The following is a 26,545-nucleotide window of genomic DNA, read 5'->3' as shown; positions in this document are numbered from 1 at the left end:
GGTAAGAATATTGAACCGGTAACGGAACTGAACCGGTTGGAGGGCGCATGCTGTCGAGCGCACGGAAGGTCGCCGCGGTGGCCCACGAGCTGGCCGAGGAGACCGAGCGGGCGCGGCAGTTGGCGTCCGGTCTCGTCGACGAACTGAAGGCCCACGACCTGCTGCGCATCGGCCTGACCGCCGACCTCGGCGGCGCGGAGCCGACCGCCGCGGAGATCCTGGAGGCGGCCGAGACCATCGCCACCGGCGACGCCTCCGCCGGCTGGTGCGTGTCCATCGCCGCCACCAGCAGCCTGCTCGGCGCGTACCTGCCGGCCAAGGGCGCGCAGGAGGTGTTCGGCGACCCGACCTCCGCGGCGGCCGGCGTGTGGGCGCCGCGGGCCAAGGGCTCCGCCGTCGTCGGTGGCGTGCGGATCAGCGGGCGCTGGTCGTTCTGCAGCGGCGTCCGGCACTCCGACTGGATCTTCCTCGGCTTCGTCCAGGACGGCGCGGTGCGCACCGCCGCCTTCTCCACCGCCGAGCTGGACATCCTGGACACCTGGAAGACCTCCGGCCTGCGCGGCACCGGCAGCACCGACGTCGTCGCCCGCGAGGTCTTCGTGCCCGACTACCGGCTGTTCTCCGTGCTCGACGGGCCGCCGGCCGGGTCGCGGACCTTGCAGCGGTTCCCGCTGTTCGGCTTCTTCGCCGCCTCCATCGCCGCTGCGGCGCTGGGCAACGCCCGTGGCGCGATGACCGAGTTCGTCGAGTTGGCGACGGTGCGGAAGCCGACCGGATCCAGCCGCAGCACCGCCGAGCGGCCGGCGACGCAGAGCGCCTTCGCCGCCGCCGAGGCGTCCCTGCGGGCCGCGCGAGGCCTGTACTACCAGGCGATCGACGACGCCTGGCAGGCCGCGGCCGCGTCGGAGGAGCCCGTTTCGGTCGAGCTGCGTACGTCGTTGCGGCTGGCCTGCACCCATGCCGTGCGCACGTCGGCGGAGGTCGTCAGCGCCGTGTACGACCTGGGCGGCGGCTCCGCGATCTACGAGGATTCCCCGTTGCAGCGCCGTTTCCGGGACGCGCACACCGCCACCGCGCACTTCCAGGTCAACCCGGCCACCTTCGAGCTGAGCGGTCGGCTGCTGCTGGGCCTGCCGACCGAGACGGGGCAGTGGTGAGCGACATCGGCGTGGTCGCGCCGTACTGGCTGGACCGGCCGGACAACGAGGTGGTCGGCATCGCGCTGGAGGCTGAGCGCAACGGGTTCGGCACGATGTGGCTGGGTGAGATGGCCACCTATGACGCCTTTTCCCTTGCCACGGCAGTGGGTCTGCGCACCGAGCGGATCGGCCTGCGCATCGGCCCGCTGCCGATCTCCGTGCGCACGCCGGTGTCGGTGGCCATGGGGGTGTCGTCGGTCTCCGACCTCGCCCGGTCCGTCGCCGGCATCGGGCTCGGCGGTTCCAGCCCGTTCATCGTCAGCGGCTGGCACGACCGGGAGTGGGCCCATGCCGCCGGCCGCATGCGTGAGGCCGTCGGCGTTCTACGGTCCATTCTGGACGGTGGCCGGGCTGATTTTTCTGGAGACCACATCCGTAGCAAGGGATTCCGCCTGCGCAAGCCCTTGCCCGGGTTGCCCATCACGGTCGCCGCCTTTGGTCCGGCGATGACCCGTGTGGCCGCCGAGGTGGCCGATGAGGTGGTGCTCAACCTCGTGTCGCCCGAGCATGTCGCCTCCGTGCGAAAGACCGTGGACGCCCATGCCGCGCTTGTCGGGCGCACCCCGCCTCGCCTGGCCGTGTGGATCCCCGCCGCCCTTGAGCCCGGCGCTTCGACCTTGCAGCAGGCCGCCGCCCAGACCGCGGTGTACCTCAGCCCGCCCGGCTACGGCGAGATGTTCGCCGCCCTCGGTTACTCTTCGCTCGTGGAGCGCGCCCGGGCCGGTGAGCCGCGAAAGTCCCTCGCCGCCGACATCCCGGCCTCGCTCATCGCCGCCGTCGGTGCTGTCGGGTCGCGGTCGGAGGTCCTGTCCCGCATCGCCGAGTTCCACGCCGCCGGGGCCGACCACGTCGGCATCGTCCCGCCGACAGCGGAGGACCCCTGCGGTGCGCGGCTGCTGTCCGAACTGGGCCGCCGATGACCACCGGCGGAGCAGCGCCGTCGCCGGCCGCGCGACCGTTGCCGAAAGCGGTCCGCCGATGACCGCCGAGCAGGAGTTCCGGCACCGCTTCACCGCCGAATCCGTCGGACGGGCCCTCGAACTCGTCGGCGAGCGGTGGACCCTGCTCATCCTGCGCGAGGCCTTCTTCGGCGTGCGGCGCTACGGCCAGCTCGCCCGCAACCTCGGCATCCCGCGGCCCACCCTGTCCACCCGGCTCAAGCGGCTCGTCGAGGCCGGGTTGTTGGAGAAGGTCGCCTACGAGGAGGACAAGCACGAGTACCGTCTCACCGACGCCGGCAAGGGCCTGTTCCCGGCCGTGGTGGCGCTGATGAACTGGGGCGACGCCTACCTGCCCGGCCCCGACGGCCCGCCCATCGTGTTGCGTCACAACGACTGCGGCCACCACGCCGACCCGTTCCTGGCCTGCCGCCACTGCGGCGGCGAGATCACCACCACCTCGGTCACCCCCGAACCCGGCCCCGGCTACCGCCCCTGACCCCGCCCCGACCGAGGCTTCAGACTCCGTCGGCGAGGTCTACAAGGACTAGGTCAAGGACCTGCGCCTGGCCTGCGCGAGGCGGCGCATCGCGGAACTGGACCGGCAGCAGACCGTCGACCACATGCCGACCATTGCCGAGCACTGGCGGGCGGAAGGGACGCGGTTCTGGTGGCGCGTCGACCCGCCGGCCGGGCTGGCCGTGCAGTCCGACGAAGGTCGGTCGGCCGTGGTCCGGTTCGACGCGATGGATCTCGACGCGATCGATTTCGTGCAGTCGGCCGGGGAGCTCGACGAGCGCAAGGCCGGGCTGAGCGACCACTCGTCGACCATCGACTACCTCAACGAGCTCATCCGGAACCCGGACCCGCAACTGACCTGGCCGGGATCACCCGAAGGCGGCCACCTGCGGCGCGCGATACGACCGTTCGGGCTTCGCGGCCAGTAGGTTGGACGCCCCGACCGCCGTTCGAAATGAGCCGACCTTGGCATCGAGCAGCAGCACCACGTCCCCATGGGCGCCGCTGGCCGCCGGCACGTTCCGGGCGCTGTGGCTGGCGCAGTTCGCTTCGAACGTGGGCACGTGGGTGCAGTCGGTGGGGGCGCAGTGGCTGGTGCTCGATCACGGCCCGACGGTGGTGGCCCTCGTGCAGACGGCCAGCACCCTGCCGGCGTTCATGTTCGCGCTGCCGGCGGGTGTGCTGGCCGACCTGGCGGACCGCAAGCGCCTGCTGGTGTGGGCGCAGCTGTTCATGACGGTGGTGGCGGCGCTCCTGGCGGTGGCGACGTTCACCGGCGGCATGACGCCGGGCCTGCTGCTGACGCTGACCTTCCTGCTGGGCTGCGGCAGCGCGCTGGTGGGCCCGGCGTGGCAGGCGATCCAGCCGGAGCTGGTGCCTCGGGAGCAGCTCAAGCAGGCCTCCGCGCTGGGCGCGGTGAACATGAACATCGCCCGGGCGGTCGGCCCGGCGCTGGGCGGCCTGCTGGTGTCGGTGGCCGGCATCGGCTGGACGTTCGCGCTCAACGCGGTGTCGTTCGTGGTGATCCTGGTGGCGTTGCAGCTGTGGCGGCGGCCGCCGCAGGCCCGCCCGAACGAGACGGAACGCGAGCACACGGTCGCGGCGGTGCGCGCGGGCGTCCGCTACCTGCGCAACGCCCCGGGCATCCGGTACCTGGGCCGCTACTGGTCATTCCTTTGCGGCGGAACTACCTTCGTAGACGCTCCACCAATTACAAATCACTATCATGTGCAAGTTACCATCGTCAGTGCACGTAGAAATCGAAGGCTCACATCACGAGATAATTTGAGCGCACGGACGAATTCTTGCCGTTACAGAACCAAGCAATTAGAGTAGCCACCCGGGATAGTAGGTCCATAGGGATCGGAAGGGGCGCCTTAAAAAGCACCCGGACACCTCCTCTATGGCGGTTCGTAAGTGAACTTCTTTTGGCAGCTTCGACTACACCCGACAATTCTCACCATAGAATTGTTGTTGGCAGTCAGTCGGCCTCGGCGCGGTCGCCGGGGCGCTGGGCCTGCCGGTCGCGGCCCGGCACGTCAGCGGCACGGCGATGCTGATGATCTCCGGGGCGGTGTTCGCCGCCGTGACGGCGGTGCTGCCGCTGTGCCCGAACGCCATCATCGCGGCGTTCCCGCTGATCCTGGCCGGGGCGGCCTGGATCGGCGTGCTGTCGACGTTGAACGCGGCCATGCAGCTGACCCTGGCCGGCTGGGTCCGGGCCCGCGGCCTGGCCTTCTACCTGATCGTGTTCATGGGCGGGCAGGCGTTCGGCTCGGCGATATGGGGCATCGTGGCCGGCTACGCGGGCCTGATGATCACCCTGTTCATCGCCGCCGGCCTGCTGGTGCTCGGCGCGGCCACCGGCTGGTGGTGGCCGCTGTACGACGGCGGCAACCTGGACCGCTCGGTGGCCACCGGCTGGGCCGACCCGTCGCTGGTTTTAGAACTCCGGCCGACCGACGGGCCGGTGCTCGTGCAGATCGAGTACCGGGTGCCCGAGGACAACGTGGACGAGTTCACCCGCGCGATGACCGTGGTGGAACGCTCCCGCCGGCGCACCGGCGCGACCAGTTGGGGCCTGCACCGGGATCTCGCCGACGCGGTGCTGTTCCTGGAGACGTTCCAGGTGCCGTCCTGGGCGGAGCACCTCGCGCAGCACCACTCCCGCTACACGGGCGCCGACCACGACGTGCTCGACCGCGCGCGGCGGTTGACCGAGGGCGAACCGACCGTGCGACACGCGCTCGCCGCGCCGTCGCCGCCGGGCTGAGCGCATGCGCGTCTGGCACGAACTGACCCGCGGCGACCGGCACGGCCCGCTACCGGCGCTGTTGCTGGCGCTGACGGTCGCGACCGGGCTCGTGGATGCCGTGAGCGTGCTCGCCCTCGACCGCGTCTTCGTCGCGAACATGACTGGCAACGTCGTGTTCGTGGCCTTCGCGCTGGCCGGGGTGGCGGGCTTCTCGCTGCTCGCGTCCGTGGTCGCATTGCTCGGCTTCCTGGCCGGGGCGTTCTTCGGCGGCCGCGTGGGCCGCGCGCACGCGCATCGTGGCCACCTGCTGCGTGACGTCGCCCTTATTGAGTTGGGGCTGGTGGCAGCGGCGTTGCTCCTCTCCGTGTTCACGGACGCGCTGGTCGGGCAGGCGGCGTTGCTGGCGATCGCGATGGGGCTACAGAACTCCACCGCGCGACGGCTGGCCGTGCCCGACCTGACCACGACCGTGCTGACCTCGACCATGTCCGGCCTCGCCGCCGAGATTCGTCGTCAGGGACGGGTGGCGGCGGCGCGGCGGGCACTCGCCGTGGCCACGATGTTCCTAGGCGCGCTGATCGGGGCCGTGCTGGTGCAGCACAGCAGTCCGGCGTGGGCGCTGGCCGCCGCGGCGGTCCTGATCGGACTCGTCGCGGTGGTCAGCGCCCTGCGTAGCCGGGGCGACGCGCCCTGGCACGCCGTCGTCACATCTTGATGACCGAGAACGCCGCGCCGTGCGGGTCGTTGAGGACCGAGAAGCGGCCCTGCGGGATGTCCGTCGGCGGCACCGCGACCGAGCCGCCCAGCTCGACGCAGCGCGCGGCGGCGGCGTCGGTGTCCGCGACGGCGAAGTAGACCATCCAGTGCGCCGGCAGCTCGGCCGGCCACATGTCGCCCTCCATCGGCATCATGCCGCCGATCATGCCGCCGTTGTGCGTCCACACCGTGTAGTGCACGTCGCCCGGCTGGTCCTCGTGGCCCCAGCCGAAAACGGCCTCGTAGAAGGACTTCGCGCCGGCCGGGTCGCGGGTCATCAGCTCGTTCCAGCTCAGCGCGCCCGGCACGTTGAACGTCGTCGCGCCGGGCATGGTGCCCGGCTGCCAGACCGAGAACGCCGCGCCGCCGGAGTCCAGGAACACGGCCATCCGGCCGTTCTCCCCGACGTCGCCGGGCGCCATCAGCACCTTGCCGCCGTTGGCCTCGACCTTGGCCGCGATGTCGTCGGCGCTGTCGGTGATGACGTAGGTGTTCCACAGCGGCGGCTGGCCCTCGCTGAACAGCGGGCCCGCGCCCGCGACGGGGTCGTCGCCGAGGTTGAAGATGGTGTAACCGCCGAACTCCTCGCCGCCGGTGTGCGCGGTCCAGCCGAACAGCTCCGTGTAGAAGGCTCTGGTCGCGTCCAGGTCGGGCGAGCCGAGGTCGATCCAGCCGGGCACGCCCGGCGCCACAGCGCTCATGATGGTGCTCCTCGTTTCGGCGGGACGGGGGACGTCCCGACACGTGAGCATCGTCGCAGCGGGGTCTGACATTTCGGGGTCCGGGGAATTCGGTCCACCGTAGAGTGTCGAGGTGCAGGTTCCCTCCCCGCTGACCGAGCTGCATGACGAGCGGCTGCGGGACAGGGACGTCCGGCTCTACCTCAAGCGGGACGACCTCATCAGCCCGGACGTCCCCGGCAACAAGTGGCGCAAGCTCAAGTACAACCTGGTCGCCGCGCGGGAGCGGGGGCACCACACGCTGTTGACGTTCGGCGGCGCCTATTCGAACCACATCCGTGCCACCGCGGCGGCCGGCGCGCTGTTCGGGTTCGACACCATCGGCGTCATTCGCGGCGAGGAGCACCGCCCGCTCAACGATTCCCTGGCTTTGGCCGTGAACCGGGGAATGCGACTGACCTATATGGACCGAACCACCTATCGGCGCAAGACCTCGCCGGAGGTGCTGGCTTGTCTGGCCGCCGAGTTCGGCGACTTCTACCTGGTGCCCGAAGGTGGGACGAACATGTTGGCGCTCAAGGGATGCATGGAGCTGCCGGCCGAGATCGACCTCGACTTCGACGTCCTGTGCTGCGCCTGCGGAACCGGTGGCACCCTCGCCGGCCTCGCCGCCGGACTGCGGCCCGGACAGCACGCCCTCGGCTTCTCCGCCTTGAAGGGCGGCGAATTCCTGGCCGACGACGTCCGTCGGTTGCAGACCGAGGCGTTCGGGGCCGAGACCGGCAACTGGTCCATCGATTTCGCCTCGCATTTCGGCGGCTACGCGAAACGTACCCCCGAGCTGGACCAATTCGCGTCCGACTTCCGCCGCCGGCACGACGTCGACCTGGACCGGGTCTACGTGGCCAAGATGCTGCACGGCGTGTTCGCCCGGGTGCGGGACGGTCGGTTCCCCGCAGGCTCCGTCGTCGTCGCCGTCGTCACCGGCTGAAATCCGGTTGCGCCCGTCGCCACGCTGGTCGGGTGACCTTGACCCCGCTGCATGACGACCTCCTGTTCAACGGGCCGCTGTCGTCCTACCGTGCCGATCTGCTGCTTCGCTCCCTCGGGCCGCTCGACGGGCAGCACGTCGTCGACCTCGGCTGCGGCTGGGCCGAGCTGCTGCTGCGCGCCGTCGCCGCCGGCGCCACCGGGCACGGCGTCGACCAGGACGCCGAGGCCATCGCCCACGGCCGCAAGGTGGCCGTCGACCGCGGCCTCGCCGACCGGGTCACCGTGGCATGCTCGATCTGAATCTTAACTGAAATCCGTGTAGGCACAAGTGATATCCCCGCATGACGGGTATCCATGCCCTCCCTCAGTAGGTCTCTGCGCTGCGGCCCTTGGTAAGTTACCGCCATAAGTTATTACCCGCACCACACCGCTTCCCTCAACTTTGCTGAACTTTCGTCACGTGCCTAGTAACCCATCGAACCCAATGCGATACGAGTACGGGACACGAATGAAGCGACCCTATGGAACCGCCGGGTATCTGAGCCAAGCACAGTCAGCTTAGGGGCTCGCCGTGATGCCCATCGAGCGCGAGCAGTACGGCTCCGTCGCCGACCTCGTCGACCTCGCGCTGGCCCACGGCTACCAGCTCCAGTGGCTCTCCCAGGCCAGCCAGGACGACTGGGACGAGTTCGAGTCCGCCCACGCCCTCGGCTACCTGCGCCACCTCCAGGCCCACCCCGACGACACCGAGGTCCGCGCCCGCGCCGACCGCCAGCGCACCTGGCGCCTCCACGGCTGGCGCGGCGTGTTGGGCATGGTGTATCTGACCCTGGTCCTGCCGCTGTGACCTTGCCCCGCAAGGGGATCCCGGCCCATCGTCGTCGGCGTGTCGCCTATCGGTGGCGTGTCCGACACAAGCCCACCTACTCCCAGGGACCTGGGGTCGCCACTCACCTTCGCCGTCGAGCACGCCGGTGGCGGTTGCGTGTTGGTCGTGTCGCTGCCCGTGTCCCATCCGAGCAACTGGCTGGGTTTGCCGACCATGGCGGTGACGCCGTCGCTGGTCGCCGACCACGTGCGGCAGGCGTTGGCCCGTGGCTGGAAGCCGCAGGAATCCGGGCCGGCGTTCGAGGTCAAGGTGTCTGCCTGAGAGCGGTTTTCGGTGTGACGCTGGGCGGGACTCGCGGGGGGTGCCCGAAACCGCAGTTCGGGGTGCCGGAGAGCGTGACTCGCGGGGTGTTCCGAACTGGGGTTATTGGCGGCGGGCGCGGGCGCGGCGTTTGCCCTCGTGCATGGCCTGGACGCGGGCTACGGGGATGGTGTGGCCCTCGGCGACCAGGTCGGTGGGGAGGGGCTGGGGTGGGGGCATGGCGGTGGACCAGGGGTCGGTGGAGGCCAGGAGGGCGGGGGCGGTGCGGATGGTGAAGTCGGAGGGGGAGGCGTCGTCGAGGGAGTCCCACGACAGGGGGAAGGAGACGGGAACGCCGGGGCGGAGGCGGGGGCTGTAGGCGGCGGCGACGGTGGCGCCGCCGGCGCGGGTGGAGTCGAGGAAGACCTTGCCGTGGCGGTCCTCGACGATGAAGGCGGTGGTGGCCAGGGCGGGGTCGAGGCGCTCGGCGCGGGCGGCGATGGCGCGGGTGGCGGCGGCGACGTCCTCGACGGAGGAGCCCGGAGCGACCGGCACGAAGATGTGGACGCCCTTCGAGCCGCTGGTTTTGACGGCGCCGCTGAGACCGCAGTCGGCAAGGGCCTGGCGGATGAGGTGCGCGGCCTGCACGACGAGGCGGAACGGCTCGCCGACGGGCGGGTCGAGGTCGAGCACCATGTGGGTGGGATGGGCCCACTGGTCCAGCAGGAACAGGGTGGGGTGGTACTCGACGGCCCGCTGGTTGGCGAACCACAGCAGGGTCCGGCGGTCGTTGCACAGCGCGTACGAGATCTCACGCTTGGAGGCCTCGGCCCAGATGGGCTGCCGAGCGACCCACGGGGGCGTGTACTTCGGCAGGTTCTTCTGCATGAACGACGGCTGGTCGCGCAGGGCGCGGATCACCGAGAGGGGCCGGTCGGCCAGCGCGCGCACCAGCTGTGGGTGCACGGCGTCGAGGTAGTCGACCAGGTCCCCCTTGGTCGCCTCGGCCCCGTCGAACAGGGGCTGGTCGAGATTGGTCAGCGCGACGCCGTCCCGTTCCATGGCACCACGATCCCCGTGCGGACGGGCGACGGCAACCCGTAGCCGGTTGTGTCGCCGACGGTCACGGTATTACCCTCCGCCTCGTGACGAACGACGTGCGCTTCGGCGGGGCCCCGCGTGGCTCCCGTTCGCCCGCGCGTCGGATCAAGGGCCGCCGGGTGCGGTACCACATCGGCAGCGAACCGGGTCAGGTCCGCGGGATGCGATGGCACGGCTGAGTTTCCTCAGCCCACCCTGTGCCATTCCCGTAAGGACAACCTCATATGAACGCGTCATTTTTTCATCCCGCCGACGGCGACGGGACGGGCGTCTTCGGCCGCTTCGGCGGCCAGTACGTGCCCGAGGCCCTGGTCGCCGCGATCGACGAGCTGACCGTCGCCTACGACAAGGCCCGCGCCGACGAGGACTTCGCGGCGGAGCTGACCGCGCTGCTGGCCGACTACGCCGGCCGGCCCACCCCGCTGACCGAGGTGCCGCGCTTCGCCGAGGCGATCGGCGCGCGGGTGTTCCTCAAGCGCGAGGACCTCAACCACACCGGCTCGCACAAGCTCAACAACGCGCTGGGCCAGGCGTTGTTGGCCAGGCGCATGGGAAAGCCCCGGATCATCGCCGAGACCGGGGCCGGCCAGCACGGCGTCGCGACGGCGACAGCCTGCGCGCTGCTGGGCCTGGACTGCACCGTCTACATGGGAACGGTCGACATCGAGCGGCAGGCCCTGAACGTGGCGCGGATGCGCATTCTCGGCACGGAGGTGGTGCCCGTGTCGACCGGCGCGGGCACCCTCAAGGACGCCATCAACGAAGCGTTCCGCGACTGGGTGTCCACTGTGGACTCCACGCACTACCTGTTCGGCACGGCCGCGGGCCCGCACCCGTTCCCGACGATCGTGCGTGACTTCCAACGGGTGGTCGGAGTCGAGGCGCGGGAGCAGATCCTGCGCCGCACCGGGCAGTTGCCGGACGCGGTGCTGGCCTGCGTCGGCGGCGGTTCCAACGCCATCGGCGTGTTCCACCCGTTCCTCGACGACGCCGCCACGCGGCTGATCGGCTGCGAGGCCGCGGGTGACGGCGTCGAGACCGGGCGACACTCGGCGACGTTGGCCGGGGGCCGGGTGGGTGTCCTGCACGGATCTCGCTCGTACGTGTTGCAGGACAACGACGGTCAGACCCTGGAGACCCATTCCATCTCGGCCGGCCTGGACTACGCCGGCGTCGGGCCGGAGCACGCCCACCTGCGGGACAGCGGCCGGGCCGAGTACGTGCCGGTCACCGACGACGAGGCCATGGCCGCGCTGCGCCTGCTGGCCCGCACCGAGGGCATCATCCCGGCCATCGAGTCCAGCCACGCCCTGGCCGGCGCGGTCAAGCTGGGCGCCGAGCTGGGCGAAGTGGTGCTGATCAACCTGTCCGGGCGCGGCGACAAGGACATGGACACCGCCGCGAGCTACTTCGACCTGGTGGGGGAGTGACGACGATGTTCTCCGGCGACAAGAAGACGGTCGTAGGCTATCTGCCGGCCGGCTTCCCGACCGTCGACGACAGCGTCGAGGCACTGGTCGCGATGGCCGAAAGCGGTTGCGGCGCACTGGAGATCGGCCTGCCGTACACCGATCCGGTGATGGACGGGCCGGCCATCCAGTCGGCCAGCACGGTGGCGCTGGCCAACGGCGTCAAGACCGATGACGTGCTGCGCGTGGTGGAACGGGTGGCCGCGCGGACCGAGGTGCCGATCCTGGTCATGACGTACTGGAATCCCGTTGAGCAGTACGGGATCGAGCGTTTCGCGGACCGCCTGTGCGAGGCCGGAGGCGCGGGCTGCGTGCTGCCGGACCTGCCGGTGCAGCACTCCCTGCCGTGGCGCGAGGAGGCGGCGAAGCGGTACCTGGCCAGCGTTTTCATCGTGGCGCCGAGCTCCACCGACCGGCGTGTGGCTGAGATTGCCGCTGCCAGCACGGGATTCGTCTACGCGGCGTCCACAATGGGCGTCACGGGGATGCGCACCCAGGTCACCGGCGGGGACCTGGTGGCGCGCATCCGGACCGCCACGGATCTGCCGGTGTTCGTGGGACTCGGCGTGTCGAACGGCCGGCAGGCGGCCGAGGTGGCGGGCTTCGCCGACGGTGTGATCGTCGGCTCGGCGATCGTCCGGCGGTTGCTCGACGCGCCGGACGTCGACACCGGCATCGCCGAGATCCGCGTGCTGTGCGGTGAACTCGCCGACGGGGTCGGCGCCCTAGTCGGCAGCCCGTGACGCGATCAGCAGCAGGCAGAGCGTTGCCACCGCGGCGACCAGCCCGGCTACGAGCAACATCGGGTTCAGGGTGGGCTGATCGATCGGTGTCATCGCCTGCATCGCCTGCGGTGCCTGGGAAGTAGTCGTGGTTGTCGGCGGCGCGGTCGTCGTGGTCGGATGCATGACCTCGACGGGCGCGCCGCCGCCGGTCGCCCGCCGCACGGTCGTGGTGGGCGCGGGCCGTTGCGGGGTCGCCGTCGGGGCTGCGGCCAGCACGACGATCTGTGCCCTCATGTCGGGATGGATGGAGCAGATGTACGAGTATGTGCCGGGCTGGCTGAAGGTGTAGGTCCAGGACTGGCCGGTGGCCAGTGTCGGCGAGTGCAGCGGCACCGGGGCGCTGGTCGTGGTGACGTCGTGCGGCGCCTGGTCCTGGTTGGTCCAGGTGATCGTGTCCCCCACGTGCACGGTCAGCGCGGCCGGCGCGAAGGCGTACTGCGCCATCGCGACGGCGTGGACCGCGGCCATGGCCGGTGTCGGCGCCAGCAGCGTGAGAAACGGCAGGACCAGCAACGAGAAGAGCAGTCGGCGGGTCATCGGGTGAACTCCATCGCGGCCTCGATCCGGACCCGGCGCCGGCCGGGCGCGACCGCCGTGCCCGTGGCCGCGAACACCAGGCTGTTGTCGTCCCGGTGCACGATGCGAGCCGTCAGCCGGAGGGTGAGCCGCCGCTCGCGGAGATCGAGCCGGCCGGTGAGGCTCAGTCGGCGACGACCCGCCACGGTGACGGTCGCGGTGAGCAGGTCGGGCAGGCACAGCGTCGTCTCGTCGCCGATGACCAGCTCGCCGCCGGCCGTCTGGATCCGGCGGTGCAGCAAGGGAAATGTGGTGCGTTCGAGGACGCAGCCGCCGAGGCGGAACGCGCCGGGCGGCGGCAGGGCACGGTCGCCGACCGGCAGGACTGCGGTTTCGGGCATGGACGGGTCCTTATCTTCTGGGTTGGGTCTGTTCTGGTCAGTCGTAAGATCGGGAAGGCCCAGGGGGCCTGGGTGTGGCTGCATGGTCTGCGCCGTTGGTGTGGCTGGAAAGGATTGGCCGCCCAGGGCCCCGCGACGACCCGACCGCTGATGGGGATGAGCGAACCGATCGCTGCATGAGGACGTGACGGCGAGGTCGTCTGCTGGGCGCAGCACACGAACGACGACGGAGGTGGCTGTGCCGGAGCTGTGGGCCGGTGTGGACGCGGGCAAAGCCCATCACCACTGCGTGGTGATCAACGCTGCGGGGGACAAAGTCCTCTCGCGGCGAGTGCCCAACAACGAAATCGAACTGCTGGAACTGATCGCCGACGTCCACGCGTTGTCGGCGGACGTGTTGTGGGCGATCGACCTCAACGCCGGCGGCGGAGCACTGCTGATCGCCTTGCTGGTCAACCACGACCAGCAGCTGCTCTACATCCCCGGCCGAACAATCCACCACGCCTCGGGCAGCTACCGAGGCTCGGGCAGAAGCGACGCCAAGGACGCGTTCATCATCGCCGACCAGGCCCGCATGCGCCGCGACCTGCACTCGATGACCGCCGGCGATGAGATCGCCGTCGACTTGCGCATCCTGACCGCCCGCCGCTACGACCTGGCCGCCGACCGAACGAGGGCGATCAACCGGCTGCGCGCCCAGATCCTGGAGTGCTTCCCCGCTCTGGAACGGGCCTTCGACTACAGCCGCTCCAAGGCCGCGCTGGTCCTGCTGACCGGCTACCAGACCCCGGCCGCGTTGCGGGAGGCCGGACCCGAGCGGCTGGCTGCGTGGTTGCGGGAACGCCGGGTCCGCAACAGCGACACGGTCGCCGCGACGGCGATCACCGCTGCCCGGGCCCAGTTCACCACCGTCCCCGGACAGGCCGCCGCCGCGGCCATGACGGCGCGGCTGGCCAAGGGGGTGGTGGACCTCGATGCGGAGATCGCGGAGACCGACGCCCTCATCGAGGGCCGGGTTCGCCAGCACCGCCACGCCACCGCGCTCCTGAGCATGCCCGGCATCGGTTCCCTGCTCGGGGCTGAGGTCCTCGGTCTGACCGGCGGCGACCTCGCCATGTTCGGCAGTGCCGACCGGCTGGCCGGTGTCGCCGGCCTGGCTCCGGTTCCGCGTGACTCCGGCCGGGTCCAGGGCACCCTGCGACGTCCGCGTCGCTACAATCGTCGCCTGTTGCGCGCGTTCTACCTGTCCGCGCAGGTCGCGATCACTCGGTGCTCTCAGTCGAAAGCGTTCTATGAACGCAGAAGACGTGAAGGAAAACACCACAAGCAGGCTGTGCTGGCGTTGGCACGCCGGCGCCTCAACGTCGTGTGGGCGCTTGTCCGTGATGATCGTGTTTTTCAGGCCGGCACGCCCCAACCAGCGGCCACAGCGGCGTGAGGGCGTCACGACCGATCGCCGCCGCCGGTTGACAACGTCATTGGGAATCCTTTCAGCGCGGGGGAAGGGCCGCAGCGGGCCACGCTGACCGCTGCGGACCGCGATCAGCAGGTCAGCTGGTTGAACACCGGCTCAAGCATGTTCTCCACCAGCACGGTGTGGGTCTTGACGTACTGGTCCACGTTCAGCAGGTCGGTGACCTGCTGGCCGAGCGACTCGTCAAGGTGGGCCGCCTTGAGGTGGGCCAGCAGCGGCGAGAGCACGTCCTTGACCGTCTGGTCGGCGTCACCGTTGAGGATGGGGGTGAGCATGTTCTCGATCAGCACGGTGTGGGTCTTGATGTACTGATCGGTGTTGAGCGCGTCGGTGACCTGCTGGCCGAGAGACTCCTCCAGGTGCGCCGCCTTGAGGTGCGCGATGAACGGCGCCACGGAAAAAGGATGTAAGGTCATAGCCACATTACCTAGGTGTAGCCCCACTACCTCTAACTCGACGCATGGTGTATATCAACATGGACCGTGATTATGGTTGGGGAGTTTTATGGAACCGGTGTTACTGTACTCTGCGAGTAGGCAGCTCTGTGCTCGTCTGCAAAGGGTTCTCTTAACACCATATATGATGCAGCCGGCTCCTAGCTGAACAATAATTAGTTAGTGAGATTATGATATATTGTATATAAAGAACCACAGTTCTTCCGATGAGGGATATCTTAGTAACCACTTTGCACTAATCGGCACATCATTCGGTTCACCGTACTATGGATCCGGCTTTGGCGAACGTGTAGCTGAAGGTCTGACCCTGTTGCAGCGTCGGTGATGCGAACGTCACCGGGCCGGCGGAGACCGTCACCGTGTGCGGAGCCGTGTCCTCGTTGGTCCACGTCACCGTGTCCCCGACCGACACGGTGATACTGGCCGGGCTGAACGCGTAGTTCTTGATGTCCACGGCGATCGCCGAGGACTCCGCGGCCGGCGAGTACTGTGCGACGGCGGCCTTCTGCGCGTCCACGACCGAGGCGGGCAGGGCGGCCGTCTGCGCGGCCGGCTGCGGGATCGCCGTGCGCTGGTCGTCGGCGCGCAGCGAGGTCAGCGCGAAGACCGATCCGGCGACGGCGAGCAGTGCGAGCGCGGGCAGCAGCAGACCGCGCCGGCGTGCCGACAGGGGTGGTTGGTCCACTTCGGTTTTCCTCTCGGGTGGGGACATCAACGGCCGGGACTGGCCGTGACGAGGAAGCTCGCGGCGAGCAGCACGAACACCACGAGCACTGTCTCCGCGGTGACGGAGTAGACGAACGGCCGGACCGTGCGGGCGTCGCCACGCAGCACGACGGCGAAGTCCAGCCGCCGGCCGACCCAGCTCTTGCTCGCCTGCGCCGCGGCCAGCACGACGGCGAGCACGCCGATCTTGACCAGCAGGATCCGGCCGTAGTCGGTGTGCAGCAACGCATCGACCGACCCGAGCGTCTGCCAGGCGAGCACCAGGGCCGGCCACCACGACCGTGCCGACGCTGACCATCGCGAGTCGTGAGTAGCGGCGGGCACCACCCGGGGCCAACTCCTCGGGCCCTGCGCCCGGGGCAGCACGCCGAACAGCAGCACCGCGAGGCCGCCGATCCACAGCGCCATGCCGAGCAGGTGCACCAGGTCGGCGATCTCCACCAGCGCGGTGCCGGCGTCGGAGGTGTGCCCGGTCAGGCCGACCGCACGCAGCAGGCCCAGCCCGACGGCCAGCGCCCCGGTCCGCCACGCGACCGATCGCGCGGCAAGCTCCTTGCGTTGCAATAGGTCCGCCAGCACGACGCCGGCCAGCAGCCAGAGCAGCGCGATGGCCAGCCACACCCGGCCGAAGTCCGTGGCCAGCACCTGCGTGACGAGCGGCAGCCCGATCGGGCCGGCGCCGGCCCAGACGCCTTCGAGCACGAGGGTGGCGACGGCGCCGGTGGCGCCGAGCAGCCAGCCGGTGGTGATCACGCGCCTGGTGGCGCGCACCGCGCTGCCCGCCGGCCAGAGTAGGGCGACGAAACTGCTGCCGCCGAGGAAAAGCGCGATGCCGAGGTAATCGACGAGCCTGGCCAGCACGTACCAGGATCGGGCCGCGTCGACGCTCATCGAGTGGTGGGCGTCGGCGTGGTGGTCGTGGTCGCCGCCGGGCACGAACCCAGCAGGGTGTCCACCAGCGGCGGCAGGCCGACGCCGGACACCAGCGGGCCCAACAACGGAAGTCCTTGCACGCCGGTGGTGAGCCCGTCGGCGACCTGCGGCAGCAGGCCGAGTGTGCAGGTCGGCCCGGTCGTCGTCGGGATGCCTGTCGTTGTCGTCGGCGTCGCCGTGGTGGGCGTCGTGGTGGGCGCCGTCTGGACCGGAATCGCCGCCGTTGTCGTTGCTACGTAAGGGTTATCGCCCTGCTGTGCGCCGATGCCGGGGTAGCCGGCCGACTGACCGCCGCCGCCGGTCTGGTCGCCGCCCGGTTCCGTGGTCGGCGGCGCGGGAGTGCCGGCCGTGGCCGGCGGCGCCGCCGCGCCGGTGGTCTGGTGGATGCCGAGTCCGGAGGCGAAGCCCAGGACCACGACCACCGAGCCGACCAGGCTCGCCGCCACCACATGCTCGCGCCGTAAGGAGATTCCTGCCGCCACGTGTCTGCTCCCCGCTGCTGCCCTGATGCCGGTGGACGAACGGGGACTGCTCCGTTCGTCCGTCGTTGCGCGTCACAGTGGAGCAGAGCGTGCATGGCGGGTAGTGACCGATCAGTCACTGATCGGTAAATCGAACCTCACAGTCGCGAAGATCCGGTTGTGAGGGTCGGCGGCCCCAGCCGAAGTAGGCGAGCGGCCCGACGAAGTTGACGCCGATGGCCAGCGTCCACGCCCACTTCGGGCCGCGCACCCGGGCCGCCGGGCGGATCGCGAGATCCACCCAGGCGGCCACCGCGATGAGCACCTGCACGATGCCGATCGCCGCCAGCTGGCGGCGGCGGTGCGGACTCAGGTCGTCCCAACCCATGATGGTCAGCTCTCCTCGACGTCACGCCGCCGAGGGGCGCGACCGGGCGGTTGCTGGCTGGGGCGAACCCGCGGCGGCGCGGGAATGGGGAGCTCCTGCGGCTCGGCGAGGTGCACGGTCCGTCCATGGTGGACGATCGTCAGGTCGTCGGGACCGTCCACTTCGTACCGGGCCGACGCGGGGGTGATGGTCACGCGGAGACGGGAATCTCGCTGCCGCACGGAAAAACGAAGACGCGACAACCCCGGCGGCAGCCGTGGGCTGAAGTGCAGCATGCCGCCGTCCTGACGCAGGCCGCCGAGACCGTTGACCAGGGCGACCCAGGCCCCGGCCAGCGACGCGATGTGCAGGCCGTCGGCCGTGTTGTGCTCAAGGTCGGCGATGTCCATCAACGCGGCCTCGGCGAGGTAGTCGTGGGCCAGCTGGAGCTGGCCGACCTCGGCGGCCACGACCGCCTGCACGCAGGCCGACAGGGACGAGTCCCGCACGGTGATGCGCTCGTAGTAGTCGAAGTCCCGCGCCTTCTGCTCGGGCGTGAACTCCTCCGGGCACTGCATGATGGCCAGCACCAGGTCGGCCTGCTTGACCACCTGCTTGCGGTAGATCTCGAAGTACGGGTGGTTGAGCAGCAGCGGGTACTTGGAGCGGGCGAAGTCCCATTCCTGGTGCCGGGTGAAGCCGTCGGACTGCGGATGCACGCCGAGGGCCTCGTCGTACGGCACGAGCACCGCCTTGGCGGCGTCGTGCCAGGCGGCGGACTCCTCCTCGCCGACGCCGAGCTGGCGGGCCCGGTCGGGGAAGCGGTGCACGTACTCGTAGGCGGCCAACAGATTCCGCTTGGCCATGAGGTTCGTGTACACGTTGTTGTCGGCGATGGCGCTGTACTCGTCGGGGCCGGTGACGCCGTCGATGCAGAACCGGCCCTCGCTGTTGTGGTGCCCCAGCGACCGCCACAGCCGGGCGGTCTGCACCAGCAGCTCGATGCCGGCGGTGGCGGCGAACTCCTCGTCGCCGGTGGCGCTCACGTACCGGGTGACGGCGGCGGCGACGGCGGCGTTGAGGTGGAACGCGGCGGTGCCGGCCGGCCAGTAGCCGGAGCACTCGGCGCCGGTGATGGTCCGCCACGGGAAGGCGGCGCCCTCGAAACCCAGCTGCTGCGCGCGGTCCAGGGCCAGCGGCAGGGTGTCGTGCCGCCACCACAGGGCGTGCGAGACCGCCTCCGGGTAGGTGTAGGTGAGCACCGGCAGCACCAGCATCTTGGTGTCCCAGAACGCGTGCCCGTCGTAGCCGGGGCCGGTCAGCCCCTTGGCGGCGATGGCCCGCCGCTCGCCCCGCGCCGCCGCCTGCAACACGTGGAACAGGGCGAACCGGACGGCCTGCTGCACCTCGGCGTCGCCGTCCACCTCGACGTCGGCGTCACGCCAGAAGTTGTCCAGGAACTCCTTCTGCTCCGCGACGAACGCGTCCCAGCCGGTCACCTTGGCCGCCGCCAGCGCGGCTTCGACCTGGTCCCGCAGGGCCGGCACGGACCGGGTGCTCGACCAGCCGTAGGCCACGAACTTGGCGAAGCCGAGCTTGTGGCCGGGGGCAAGGCGGTTGCCCACGGAGAACCGGCCGAGGTCCGGCTCGATCTCCGTGCGGCACGGCAGCTCGTCGTCGCCGAACACGGTGTGGTCCATGGCCGCGGCCACGCCCAGCCCGCTGTGCTCGACACGGTGCACCAGAACCGCCTTGGTGCCGTGCGCCGTGTGCATGACCGGGTTCAGCGGCCGGGCCAGCACCGCCGAGGACCGCGGGTCGTCGGACTGCGCCGGCAGCTCCTCGTTGGCGATCAGCTCGGACTGGATGACCACCCGCACCGGCTGGTCGACGGCCTCCACCTCGTAGCCGATCGCCGCCACGGCCCGCTGCGTGAACGACACCAACCGGGTGGAACGGACCTTCACCGCCTTGCCGGCCGGCGACACCCAGTGGATCTCGCGGGTCAGGCAGCCGGTGCGGAAGTCGAGGGTGCGCTCGTGGCTGAGCAGGGTGCCGTAGCGCAGGTCGAGCGGCTCGTCGTCGACCAGCAGCCGGATCACCTTGCCGTTGGTGACGTTGATGACCGTCTGGCTGTCCTCGGGATTGCCGTAGCCGCGCTCGGCGTACGGCAGCGGGCGCACCTCGTGCACGCCGTTGAGGTAGCTGCCGGGCAGCGCGAACGGCTCGCCCTCGTCCAGGTTGCCGCGCCAGCCGATGTGGCCGTTGGACAGGGCGAACAGCGACTCGCTCTGGGCCAGCAGGTCCAGGTTGAGGGTGGACTCGCGCAGCTGCCACGGCTCGACGAGGAAGTCGGGGTTGGGGATCACAGCAGATCCGCCAGGTCCTTGACGACGTGGTCGGCCCCGTGCCGGCGCAGCGCCTCGGCCTGGCCGACCCGGTCGACACCGACCACGAAGCCGAACTTGCCGGCGTGGCCCGCCTCGACGCCGGCCAGCGCGTCCTCGAACACCACGGCCTCGCCCGGCTCCACGCCGAGCTCCTTGGCGGCGGCGAGGAAGGTGTCCGGGGCCGGCTTGCCCTTGAGCCGTCGCACCGCGGCCACGATGCCGTCCACCTCGACCTGGAAGTAGCCGTCCAGGCCGGCGGCGACCAGCACCTCGTGCGTGTTGGCGCTGGAGGAGACGACCGCTCGCGGCAGGCCGGCGGCCACCGCCGCCTCCAGGTACTGGCGGGAGCCCTCGTAGGCCTCCACGCCGTCCCGGCGGATGAGCTCCTGCACCAGGTCGTTCTTGTGGTCGCCGATGCGGCGGACCGTCTCCTCGTCGAAGTGGATGTCACGGGACTGCAGGAAGGACCGCACGCCGTCGGCCCGGGGCTTGCCGTCCACGTACTCGTCGTAGTCCTGGACGGGGTCGAAGGGCACGTAGGGGTCGCCCCGGGAGGCGAGGAACCCGTCGAACGCCTGCTGCCAGGCCTTCGCGTGCACCACCGCGGTCTTCGTCAGCACGCCGTCCATGTCGAACAGCAACGCCTTGGTGGTATCCGGGACACCGAGCACGCGCTCACTCCCTCAACTGCGCCTCCGGGCGCGGTGCCGGTACAGCAGCACGGAACTCACGGCCGCCATCACGAAACCCCAGATGGCGAGCGTGCCGCTCAGGCACACGCAACCCAGCACGAACAGGGCAAGCCCGAGCGTACCCGTCGCGAGCACCAGCCACCGGTGACGCGCCACCCAGTCGAGGCTCAGCCGGCTGGCCAGTCTGGGGTCGTCGTTCGCAAGGCGCCGCTCGATCTCCTCGAGCTGGCGCCGCTCGTTCTGACTCAACATCAACCGCTCCACTTCGCCCGCCGGCCCGCCCGCACGGACCGCCCGGTTCCTGGGTACCGCGTTCTCCACTGGGGAAAACGCGTGGGATTGAGGTGCGGCCGCCCGGGTACCCGAATTGCGTAGAGAGGAGCAACGAGCGATGACCAGCATCGAGAAGACGATCGATGTGCGGGTGCCCGTGCGCACCGCCTACAACCAGTGGACCCAGTTCGAGTCGTTTCCCTACTTCATGGAGGGCGTCGAACGCGTCATCCAGCTCGACGACCGGACCACGCACTGGGAGACCACCGTGGCCGGCGCGCACCGCGAGTTCGACGCGGAGATCACCGAGCAGCACCCGGACGAGCGGGTCGCCTGGCACTCCACCGACGGCCCGTCGCACGGCGGCGTCGTCACGTTCCACCGGCTGGACGAGCACTCGACGCGGGTGAGCCTGCAGATGGAGTTCGAGCCGGAGACCATCACCGAGAAGGCCGGCGCCGCGCTCGGCATCCTCGGCGTCCGGGTCAGCGGCGACCTGGAGCGGTTCAAGCAGTACATCGAGGAGCAGGGGCACGAGACGGGGGCGTGGCGCGGCAACATCGACGCCCCGCCGCAGACCCCGATGCCCCATCCGCCGCCGCCGGAGCACGACCCCGCCGTGGCCGACGACCGGCCCGTCCATCCCGGCCTGCCCGGCCCGGTGACCCCCTGGATGCGGCCATGACCGTCCCGCCGATCGACCCCGAGCCCCAGCCGGACGAGAACCGCCCCATCGGCGACCCCTCGCCCGGCCACGGCTCGGGCCCGGCCGCCCCGGACGACCCCGACGCCCCGGAGGAGCTGGAGGAGCCCGTCACCCTGGACCCCGACGACTACCGCTGACTTCTGTCAGGAAGGGCCCCTTACTGACGTTGAACGTCAGTAAGGGGCCCTTCCTGACGTTCAACGTCAGGATTGTTCCCACGATCATGGGGCGGGGAGCAGGATGCGGGCGAGGGTGGGGCCGCCGGTGGGGCTGGTGATGTCGAGGCGGCCGTCGAAGGGGGCGAGGCGGCGGCGGAGGCCGGTGAGGCCGCCGCCCTCGACGACACCGCCGCGGCCGTTGTCGGAGACCTCGGCGACGAGGGTGTTGCCGGTGCGGTGCAGGGAGATCCGCGCGTGGGTGGCGTGAGCGTGCTTGGCGACGTTGGTGAGCAGCTCGGCGATGGCGAAGTACAGGGCGGATTCTATTGGCGTGTCGAGACGTTCGGGCAGCGAGGCCTCGACGACCGTGTCGAGTGGACTGTCGAGGGCCAGCGCGCGGACGGCGTCCACGAGGCCGCGTTCGGTCAGCAGCGGCGGGCTGATTCCCCTGACCAGGTCACGAAGTTCGGTCAGCGACGCCGCCGCGCCGGCCCGGGCCTCGCGCAGCAGCTCGACCACCTGCTCGGGATCGGTCCGCAGCAACCGCTCGGCCGTGGCCAGGGACATGCCGAGGGCGACGAGCCGGGCCTGGGCGCCGTCGTGCAGATCCCGTTCGATGCGACGGATCTCGGAGGCCTGGGCGACGGTGGTGTCGGCCCGCTGGGCGGTCAGCTCCTCGACCCGGTCGGCGAGCGCCATCGACACCGGCGGGCGCAGGAGGCGGACGATCATCGGCTCGGCGATCCGCCAGACATAGGGGGAGGCGGCGATGGCCACGACGAAGACGACGTTGACCAGCACGGCGAGGGCGATTCCGGACAGCGGCACGGCCGCGACCAGGCCGACGGTGAACGGGGCGAGCAGGACGAACCGCAGGTCACGCCAGCCGGCCGGGTCCCGGAACCGGGTCCGCCACCACAGCTCCTGCCGGGCGTCGCGAGCGGTGCGTGAATAGGAGTACCCGTTCCACCAGTAGCCGGTGGACAGCTCCGTCACCGCCCCGGGCGGCCGGTAGCCGTCCGGGATGTCCACGTTGCCCCACCGACGCGCCAACGAGCGGAACATCCGGCATACCGGGCGGGCCAGCAGAACCGTGCCGATGGCCGCCCACACGAACGGAGCGATCCACGACCACGCGGTGCCGCCCCACCACAGCCACAACCCCACGGCCGCGGCCCAGACCGCCGGCACCGGCATGCTGACCGCCAGCAGGACACACGCCTGCGCGAACCCGAGACCGGTGGCCACCACCCACTTCCGCATGGCGTTCACTGTGCCGCAACCGGCGACGCTTCAGACCCGTTCTCGGGCAACCAGCCGCTGCAAGGCGTCGGCGCTGGCCGTGCCGGCCTCGGCGTGGAACACCACCAGCGTCAGCGCGGTGCTGGCGATGGGCAGCTTCTCGCTGTGCAGCTCCAGACGACCGGCGATCGGGTGCGTGAAGTGGATCGTGTGCCCGGCGCGGGCCTTCACGTCGTGCAACGCCCACAGCTCACGGAACCGCGCGCTGCGGGCCGACAGGTCGTCGACCAGCTCCACCAGGTCCGGGTTGTCCAGGTCGGCGCCGAAGGAGGCGCGCAGGATGGCCACGCCCTCGGCGACGGTCTCGTCCCACTCCGGCCGGAACTCCCGCTCGGCCGGGTCCAGGAACACCGTCCGCAGCAGGTTCACGCCCACCGCGTAACACGACCCCAGCGCGTTGGCCGCCCGGTTCGCGGCGACGACGTTGGACAGCCGGTCCTGCACGTAGGCGGGCGTCGCCGGCCAGCTGTCGATCAGCTGGAGGATGCTCGCCGGCACCCGCTCGCTCGCCCGCGGGACCACCGGCCGCGCCAGTTCGTGCAGGTAGGCGGTGGCGGCCGGGTCCAGCCGCAGCACGGCGGCCAGGGCATCCAGGACCTGCCCGGACGGATGCTGGTCCCGCCCCTGCTCCAGCCGCATGTAGTAGTCGCTGCTGATGCCGGCCAGCAGGGCCAGCTCCTCGCGCCGCAGCCCCTGCACCCGCCGCCGGCCGCCGCCCGCGGGCAGGCCGACATCGGCGGGCCGGACCTGCTCGCGCCGGGCCCGCAGGTAGTCGCCGAGACGATTGGTCACATTCTCGACTATAAGGTCTAGAACCCCGCCGCCCGGTAGGCGGAGAAGTCCAACGGCGGGGCGACGTCGACCTGGTCGCACTGCGGGGCGTTGTCCCGGGTCTTGGGCCACTGCGTGAGATAGAGGATGCGGCGGCCGCTGTCCTTGCTGCCCTTGAGGAAACCGTCCGCGGCCACCGTGTCGTTGTAGAAGGACTCGCCGATGATCACCGGCTGGTCGACGTAGCCCTGCCGGCGCAGCTGCTGGTCGTCGCCGACGAGCTGGTTGTACTCGTCGCCGTAGATGTGCAGGTCGAAAACCGGCGGAGGGTTGTCGCCGTAGACCTTGGCGACGTTGGGGATCTGGCCGGGATCGTTGCTGTTGACCGAGAAGCCCACGGTGTCGGTGCGGCCGTACTTGGCGGTGTAGTCCTGCCACAGCTGCTGGTCGTAGCGGACCACGACGCTCTGCCCGGTCGACGGCGTCAGCTCGTTGCCCAGATCGATCCGGTACGGGATCTTGGCCGCCACCACCAGGTCGTGCACCTTCTGGACGAGCTGCCAGTTCTCGTCGTACAGGTCCTGCTGCCAGCCGCGCCAGCCGCTGGGGTTGTTGGGGTTCTGGGAGTTGAACGCCACCGTCACCTCGGCGAAGCCGGCCGTCCTCACGCCGGCCAGCAGGTCGGTGAAGTTCTTCAGGTCGGCCGGGGACAGGGTGCCGCCGGTGGAGTCCATGACCGCGCCGCCGCCGTCGCCGTGATGGTGGAAGACGCCGATGGTCAGCCGGTCCTGGCCGGCGGCGCGCATCTGGCCGAGCTGGAGGCGGATCATGTCCGGCGCCCGGGAGAAGCCGCTGATCACGTTGTAGGGCTCGCGATAGCAGCCGTTGAGGTAGTAGAAGTCGTAGTTGGAGCCGCCGGCGACGGGCGGGGGAGTGTCCGGCGTCGGGGCAGAGGCCGTTGGCGCGGTGGGAGTGGGCGCGGTGGGTGTCGGCGACACGGAAGTCGCGGCGGCGGCGAGCGGCGCGGGGTCCGCGGGCAGCGGGGCGGGCGCGGGCTGGTCGGCCCCGGCCCGCACGACCGGGATCGCGACGGTGGCGACCAGCAGCACGGACAGGGACAGGATGCGGCCGATTCGCATGGGCGACCTCCTCCGCGGGGATCACCAGCCTCGCACCACCGTCCCAATTGGACCGATGAAGACCGGGCCAATCCACCCTTACGGGTGATTGTCGGCTCAAGCACCGTCGCTGAGCACGGCCCAGACGACCTTGCCGCCGGCCCAGGTCGGCGCGTATCCCCAGGCCCGGGCGATGACGTCCACTATGTACATGCCGCGGCCGCCGGTCGGGGCGGTGCCGACCGTGTGGCGGCGCGGCGGCGCGGGGGCGTCGTCGCGGACGGAGATCGTGAGGATTCCGCGACTCAGGTCCAGCCGCAGCAGGGCCTGCGAGCGCGCATGGTGGACGGCGTTCTCCACGAGTTCGGACGCGACGAGACAGGCGTCCTCGCACAGTCCGTCGACGTTCCACCCCTCGCAGGTGTCGTTGACGAAACGCCGGGCCCGGGCCGCGCTGGCGATCTCGGCCGGCAGTTCCATCACCGCGTGTTGGCGCTCCGGCATGGTCCCCAACGCCCGCACCGCCTCCGCGACCGTGGAAAATGTCGGCACCGCTTCGTCCAACGCCGTGCGGCGCAACAGGTCCCGCACCGTGCCGTCGGAAACGGCCAGTGCCACAAGCACCCCCGGCCACTCGGCGGCCCGGCGGGCCAGCGTGCCGAAGGCCCCCAACGCGATCGGGGCCCCCACCGTCGTGCCGTCGAGCTCGACGACCACCCCGGACGGCTCGTCGGCCAGGCACTTGAGCAGCGCCGAGCGCAGGTGCCCGACGGTGCGGAGACCGATCTCGCCGGCGAGGCGGACGATCGCGGCACGCCCATGATGCGCCACGTCGACCGTGAGGTGAGAACCTGTCATGACGGGCGGAGGTTACCCCCGCGGCCAGTGCCTTACACCTGAGCGCGAAGGACCGGTGCGAGGTTTTGGCCGAGGGCGCACCGGAAAGCCTGCACAGGTGAGAGTGGCTATGGTCGGCGAGCAGTCCCCGCCGGTCACCGCGCTGACCTCGGCGCTGACCGCGCTGGGGAACGAGGTGACCGGGTACGGGCACGACGAGGTGGACGGCGGCCTCGTCGACCGGCTGCGGGAGGGCTTCCGGGCCGAGCCACCGGACGTCGTGCACGCCCATTCCTGGCTGTCGGGCATGGCCGCGGCGCTGGCGATCGGGGACCGGCCGATCGCCAAGGTGCTGACCGTGCCGACGACCGTGAGCTTCGACGCCGAGGTGCAGCGGCTGGAACGCCTGGTGTGCCGGCGGGTCGACCGCGTGCTGGCCGCCGGCGGCGCCCAGGTTCGGCGGTTGGCGGCGTTGGGGGTGCCGCGCAATCAGATCACCGTCGTGCCGCACGGCGTCGATCACGACCGGTTCACGCCGTACGGGCCGAGTGCGCGCAAGGGAAAGCGCTTTCGGCTGCTCGCCGCCGGGGATCTGGCGGTGTATCACCGGTTCGACCTGATCGTGAGCGTGCTGCCGGCCATCGCGGACACCGAGTTCGTCGTCGCCGGCGGTCCGTTGCGCGACAATCCCGAGGCGGACCGGCTGATCCGGTGCGCACGGCACTACGGCGTCGAGGACCGGGTGCATCTGCTGGGGCCGGTCGACGACATGCCGGCCCTGTACCGCTCCGCCGACATCGTCGTGTGCACGCCGGCCCGCAGCACGTTCGGCACCATCGCCCTGGAGGCCATGGCCAGCGGCGTGCCGGTGATCGCCTCGGCGGTCGGCGGCCTCGTCGACACCGTCGTGCACGAGGTGACCGGATTGCTCGTTCCGCCGCTCCGCCCGGCCGATCTGCTGCGTGCCGTTCGCCACATGTTGGCGGAATCGGCGCTGCGCGAGGCTTTCGGCGCGGCCGGCCGGGATCGCGCGTGTGCCCGCTATTCCTGGGAACGGGTGGCCGCGGACACCGCGCGGGCCTACGCTCGCGCCGCGTACGGCGTCGCGCCGGCCTTCGGTGACGCCTTGAGGTGATCTTGCC

Annotated in this window: 33 protein-coding genes and 1 pseudogene; 18 read left to right on the top strand and 16 right to left on the bottom strand. The window is 70.5% G+C overall.

Going from position 1 to position 26,545, the window contains the following annotated elements:
* Nucleotides 1-47: 47 nt before the first annotated feature.
* The 7 genes and pseudogenes from KUTG_RS08190 to KUTG_RS08160 all read left to right on the top strand — a co-directional run bounded on the left by KUTG_RS08190 (nucleotide 48) and on the right by KUTG_RS08160 (nucleotide 5,625).
* Complete coding sequence (locus tag KUTG_RS08190) at nucleotides 48-1,157, top strand: acyl-CoA dehydrogenase family protein (protein WP_043716092.1); 1,110 nt, start codon at nucleotides 48-50, stop codon at nucleotides 1,155-1,157.
* A complete protein-coding gene (locus KUTG_RS08185) occupies nucleotides 1,154-2,119 on the top strand; it encodes an LLM class F420-dependent oxidoreductase (RefSeq protein ID WP_043728687.1) in 966 nt (321 codons plus the stop codon). Before KUTG_RS08190 ends, KUTG_RS08185 begins: the two co-directional genes overlap by 4 nt.
* A gap of 58 nt (nucleotides 2,120-2,177) precedes the next feature.
* Entirely contained in the window at nucleotides 2,178-2,636 is a 459-nt protein-coding gene (locus KUTG_RS08180) for a winged helix-turn-helix transcriptional regulator (protein WP_043728686.1), read from the top strand.
* A gap of 124 nt (nucleotides 2,637-2,760) precedes the next feature.
* A complete protein-coding gene (locus KUTG_RS08175; protein WP_043716089.1) occupies nucleotides 2,761-3,084 on the top strand; it encodes a hypothetical protein in 324 nt (107 codons plus the stop codon).
* A gap of 37 nt (nucleotides 3,085-3,121) precedes the next feature.
* On the top strand, nucleotides 3,122-3,991 hold the full coding sequence (locus KUTG_RS08170; RefSeq protein ID WP_084581030.1) for an MFS transporter: 870 nt from the start codon (nucleotides 3,122-3,124) through the stop codon (nucleotides 3,989-3,991).
* 157 nt (nucleotides 3,992-4,148) lie between these two features.
* Nucleotides 4,149-4,928 (top strand): annotated as a pseudogene (locus KUTG_RS08165) (MFS transporter); the annotation flags it as partial.
* Nucleotides 4,929-4,932: 4 nt separating this feature from the next.
* Entirely contained in the window at nucleotides 4,933-5,625 is a 693-nt protein-coding gene (locus tag KUTG_RS08160; RefSeq protein WP_043716086.1) for a YoaK family protein, read from the top strand.
* On the opposite strand, the gene KUTG_RS08155 is transcribed toward KUTG_RS08160, so the two are convergent.
* Entirely contained in the window at nucleotides 5,615-6,367 is a 753-nt protein-coding gene (locus tag KUTG_RS08155) for a VOC family protein (protein ID WP_043716083.1), read from the bottom strand. The two genes, KUTG_RS08160 and KUTG_RS08155, sit on opposite strands and share 11 nt — an antisense overlap.
* A gap of 112 nt (nucleotides 6,368-6,479) precedes the next feature.
* Here KUTG_RS08155 and KUTG_RS08150 point away from each other — a divergent pair, with 112 nt between their 5' ends.
* The 4 genes from KUTG_RS08150 to KUTG_RS08135 all read left to right on the top strand — a co-directional run bounded on the left by KUTG_RS08150 (nucleotide 6,480) and on the right by KUTG_RS08135 (nucleotide 8,489).
* Nucleotides 6,480-7,337, top strand: coding sequence for a 1-aminocyclopropane-1-carboxylate deaminase/D-cysteine desulfhydrase (locus KUTG_RS08150; RefSeq protein WP_043716080.1), 858 nt, complete (start codon nucleotides 6,480-6,482; stop codon nucleotides 7,335-7,337).
* Nucleotides 7,338-7,369: 32 nt separating this feature from the next.
* A complete protein-coding gene (locus KUTG_RS08145) occupies nucleotides 7,370-7,639 on the top strand; it encodes an SAM-dependent methyltransferase (RefSeq protein ID WP_052394203.1) in 270 nt (89 codons plus the stop codon).
* Between the two features lie 271 nt (nucleotides 7,640-7,910).
* The gene (locus KUTG_RS08140) at nucleotides 7,911-8,186 is read left to right on the top strand and encodes a hypothetical protein (RefSeq protein ID WP_157494401.1); all 276 of its coding nucleotides are present in this window, start codon (nucleotides 7,911-7,913) and stop codon (nucleotides 8,184-8,186) included.
* A gap of 57 nt (nucleotides 8,187-8,243) precedes the next feature.
* Nucleotides 8,244-8,489, top strand: a complete 246-nt coding sequence (locus KUTG_RS08135; RefSeq protein ID WP_198047064.1) for a hypothetical protein — start codon at nucleotides 8,244-8,246, stop codon at nucleotides 8,487-8,489.
* 102 nt (nucleotides 8,490-8,591) lie between these two features.
* Here the strand turns inward: KUTG_RS08135 and KUTG_RS08130 are convergent, their stop codons facing one another.
* Nucleotides 8,592-9,530, bottom strand: a complete 939-nt coding sequence (locus tag KUTG_RS08130) for a DNA polymerase domain-containing protein (RefSeq protein WP_043716078.1) — start codon at nucleotides 9,528-9,530, stop codon at nucleotides 8,592-8,594.
* Between KUTG_RS08130 and trpM the strand changes: the two genes are divergently transcribed.
* Genes trpM through trpA form a run of 3 tightly spaced genes read left to right on the top strand, consistent with a single transcriptional unit; the run spans nucleotide 9,425 to nucleotide 11,781 of the window.
* A complete protein-coding gene (gene trpM, locus KUTG_RS66035; RefSeq protein ID WP_157494400.1) occupies nucleotides 9,425-9,748 on the top strand; it encodes a tryptophan biosynthesis modulator TrpM in 324 nt (107 codons plus the stop codon). The genes KUTG_RS08130 and trpM overlap by 106 nt on opposite strands.
* A gap of 45 nt (nucleotides 9,749-9,793) precedes the next feature.
* Entirely contained in the window at nucleotides 9,794-10,999 is a 1,206-nt protein-coding gene (trpB, locus tag KUTG_RS08125) for a tryptophan synthase subunit beta (RefSeq protein ID WP_043716076.1), read from the top strand.
* A 5-nt stretch (nucleotides 11,000-11,004) separates the two neighbouring features.
* Nucleotides 11,005-11,781 (top strand): tryptophan synthase subunit alpha, encoded by a 777-nt coding sequence (gene trpA / locus KUTG_RS08120; RefSeq protein ID WP_052396549.1) that lies wholly within the window; start codon nucleotides 11,005-11,007, stop codon nucleotides 11,779-11,781.
* Here trpA and KUTG_RS08115 read toward each other — a convergent pair.
* Nucleotides 11,764-12,360 carry a cupredoxin domain-containing protein gene (locus KUTG_RS08115; protein ID WP_043716072.1) on the bottom strand — a complete coding sequence of 199 codons (597 nt, stop codon included), beginning with the start codon at nucleotides 12,358-12,360 and terminating at the stop codon, nucleotides 11,764-11,766. The two genes, trpA and KUTG_RS08115, sit on opposite strands and share 18 nt — an antisense overlap.
* Entirely contained in the window at nucleotides 12,357-12,740 is a 384-nt protein-coding gene (locus tag KUTG_RS08110) for a hypothetical protein (RefSeq protein WP_043716070.1), read from the bottom strand. The genes KUTG_RS08115 and KUTG_RS08110 overlap by 4 nt, the downstream gene beginning before the upstream one ends.
* A gap of 232 nt (nucleotides 12,741-12,972) precedes the next feature.
* Between KUTG_RS08110 and KUTG_RS08105 the strand changes: the two genes are divergently transcribed.
* Nucleotides 12,973-14,178, top strand: a complete 1,206-nt coding sequence (locus KUTG_RS08105; protein ID WP_043716067.1) for an IS110 family RNA-guided transposase — start codon at nucleotides 12,973-12,975, stop codon at nucleotides 14,176-14,178.
* A 104-nt stretch (nucleotides 14,179-14,282) separates the two neighbouring features.
* Here the strand turns inward: KUTG_RS08105 and KUTG_RS08100 are convergent, their stop codons facing one another.
* From KUTG_RS08100 to KUTG_RS60910, 8 genes are all read right to left on the bottom strand, one after another.
* On the bottom strand, nucleotides 14,283-14,609 hold the full coding sequence (locus KUTG_RS08100) for a hypothetical protein (RefSeq protein ID WP_043716066.1): 327 nt from the start codon (nucleotides 14,607-14,609) through the stop codon (nucleotides 14,283-14,285).
* Nucleotides 14,610-14,925: 316 nt separating this feature from the next.
* Nucleotides 14,926-15,354: a cupredoxin domain-containing protein gene (locus KUTG_RS08095; protein WP_052394201.1), complete on the bottom strand. Its 429-nt coding sequence runs from the start codon at nucleotides 15,352-15,354 to the stop codon at nucleotides 14,926-14,928.
* Between the two features lie 26 nt (nucleotides 15,355-15,380).
* Complete coding sequence (locus KUTG_RS08090; RefSeq protein WP_232240710.1) at nucleotides 15,381-16,331, bottom strand: CopD family protein; 951 nt, start codon at nucleotides 16,329-16,331, stop codon at nucleotides 15,381-15,383.
* Nucleotides 16,283-16,810, bottom strand: a complete 528-nt coding sequence (locus tag KUTG_RS08085) for a hypothetical protein (protein WP_084579038.1) — start codon at nucleotides 16,808-16,810, stop codon at nucleotides 16,283-16,285. Before KUTG_RS08085 ends, KUTG_RS08090 begins: the two co-directional genes overlap by 49 nt.
* Nucleotides 16,811-16,925: 115 nt before the next feature.
* A complete protein-coding gene (locus KUTG_RS08080) occupies nucleotides 16,926-17,177 on the bottom strand; it encodes a PLD nuclease N-terminal domain-containing protein (protein ID WP_052394200.1) in 252 nt (83 codons plus the stop codon).
* Between the two features lie 5 nt (nucleotides 17,178-17,182).
* Entirely contained in the window at nucleotides 17,183-19,525 is a 2,343-nt protein-coding gene (locus KUTG_RS08075; protein WP_043716062.1) for a glycoside hydrolase family 65 protein, read from the bottom strand.
* Nucleotides 19,522-20,217 carry a beta-phosphoglucomutase family hydrolase gene (locus KUTG_RS08070; protein ID WP_043716059.1) on the bottom strand — a complete coding sequence of 232 codons (696 nt, stop codon included), beginning with the start codon at nucleotides 20,215-20,217 and terminating at the stop codon, nucleotides 19,522-19,524. Before KUTG_RS08070 ends, KUTG_RS08075 begins: the two co-directional genes overlap by 4 nt.
* 12 nt (nucleotides 20,218-20,229) lie before the next feature.
* A complete protein-coding gene (locus tag KUTG_RS60910; RefSeq protein WP_043728679.1) occupies nucleotides 20,230-20,490 on the bottom strand; it encodes a DUF3040 domain-containing protein in 261 nt (86 codons plus the stop codon).
* Between the two features lie 139 nt (nucleotides 20,491-20,629).
* Here KUTG_RS60910 and KUTG_RS08060 point away from each other — a divergent pair, with 139 nt between their 5' ends.
* Together KUTG_RS08060 and KUTG_RS58150 are read left to right on the top strand one after the other, a co-directional pair.
* Entirely contained in the window at nucleotides 20,630-21,196 is a 567-nt protein-coding gene (locus KUTG_RS08060) for an SRPBCC family protein (RefSeq protein WP_084579034.1), read from the top strand.
* Nucleotides 21,193-21,354, top strand: coding sequence for a hypothetical protein (locus tag KUTG_RS58150; RefSeq protein ID WP_157494399.1), 162 nt, complete (start codon nucleotides 21,193-21,195; stop codon nucleotides 21,352-21,354). Before KUTG_RS08060 ends, KUTG_RS58150 begins: the two co-directional genes overlap by 4 nt.
* A gap of 84 nt (nucleotides 21,355-21,438) precedes the next feature.
* On the opposite strand, the gene KUTG_RS08055 is transcribed toward KUTG_RS58150, so the two are convergent.
* From KUTG_RS08055 to KUTG_RS53095, 4 genes are all read right to left on the bottom strand, one after another.
* A complete protein-coding gene (locus tag KUTG_RS08055; protein WP_043716057.1) occupies nucleotides 21,439-22,638 on the bottom strand; it encodes a sensor histidine kinase in 1,200 nt (399 codons plus the stop codon).
* 30 nt (nucleotides 22,639-22,668) lie between these two features.
* Complete coding sequence (locus KUTG_RS08050) at nucleotides 22,669-23,469, bottom strand: helix-turn-helix domain-containing protein (protein ID WP_052394198.1); 801 nt, start codon at nucleotides 23,467-23,469, stop codon at nucleotides 22,669-22,671.
* 17 nt (nucleotides 23,470-23,486) lie between these two features.
* On the bottom strand, nucleotides 23,487-24,587 hold the full coding sequence (locus KUTG_RS53100; RefSeq protein WP_052394197.1) for a hypothetical protein: 1,101 nt from the start codon (nucleotides 24,585-24,587) through the stop codon (nucleotides 23,487-23,489).
* A gap of 96 nt (nucleotides 24,588-24,683) precedes the next feature.
* Nucleotides 24,684-25,424: an ATP-binding protein gene (locus tag KUTG_RS53095; RefSeq protein WP_052394196.1), complete on the bottom strand. Its 741-nt coding sequence runs from the start codon at nucleotides 25,422-25,424 to the stop codon at nucleotides 24,684-24,686.
* A gap of 97 nt (nucleotides 25,425-25,521) precedes the next feature.
* Here KUTG_RS53095 and KUTG_RS08035 point away from each other — a divergent pair, with 97 nt between their 5' ends.
* A complete protein-coding gene (locus KUTG_RS08035) occupies nucleotides 25,522-26,538 on the top strand; it encodes a glycosyltransferase (protein WP_198047063.1) in 1,017 nt (338 codons plus the stop codon).
* Nucleotides 26,539-26,545: the final 7 nt, after the last annotated feature.

The organism is Kutzneria sp. 744, from assembly GCF_000568255.1.
Classification (GTDB): domain Bacteria; phylum Actinomycetota; class Actinomycetes; order Mycobacteriales; family Pseudonocardiaceae; genus Kutzneria.
The sequence above is the reverse complement of the archived record's forward strand: the minus strand, read 5'-3'. Positions and strand labels throughout refer to the sequence as shown.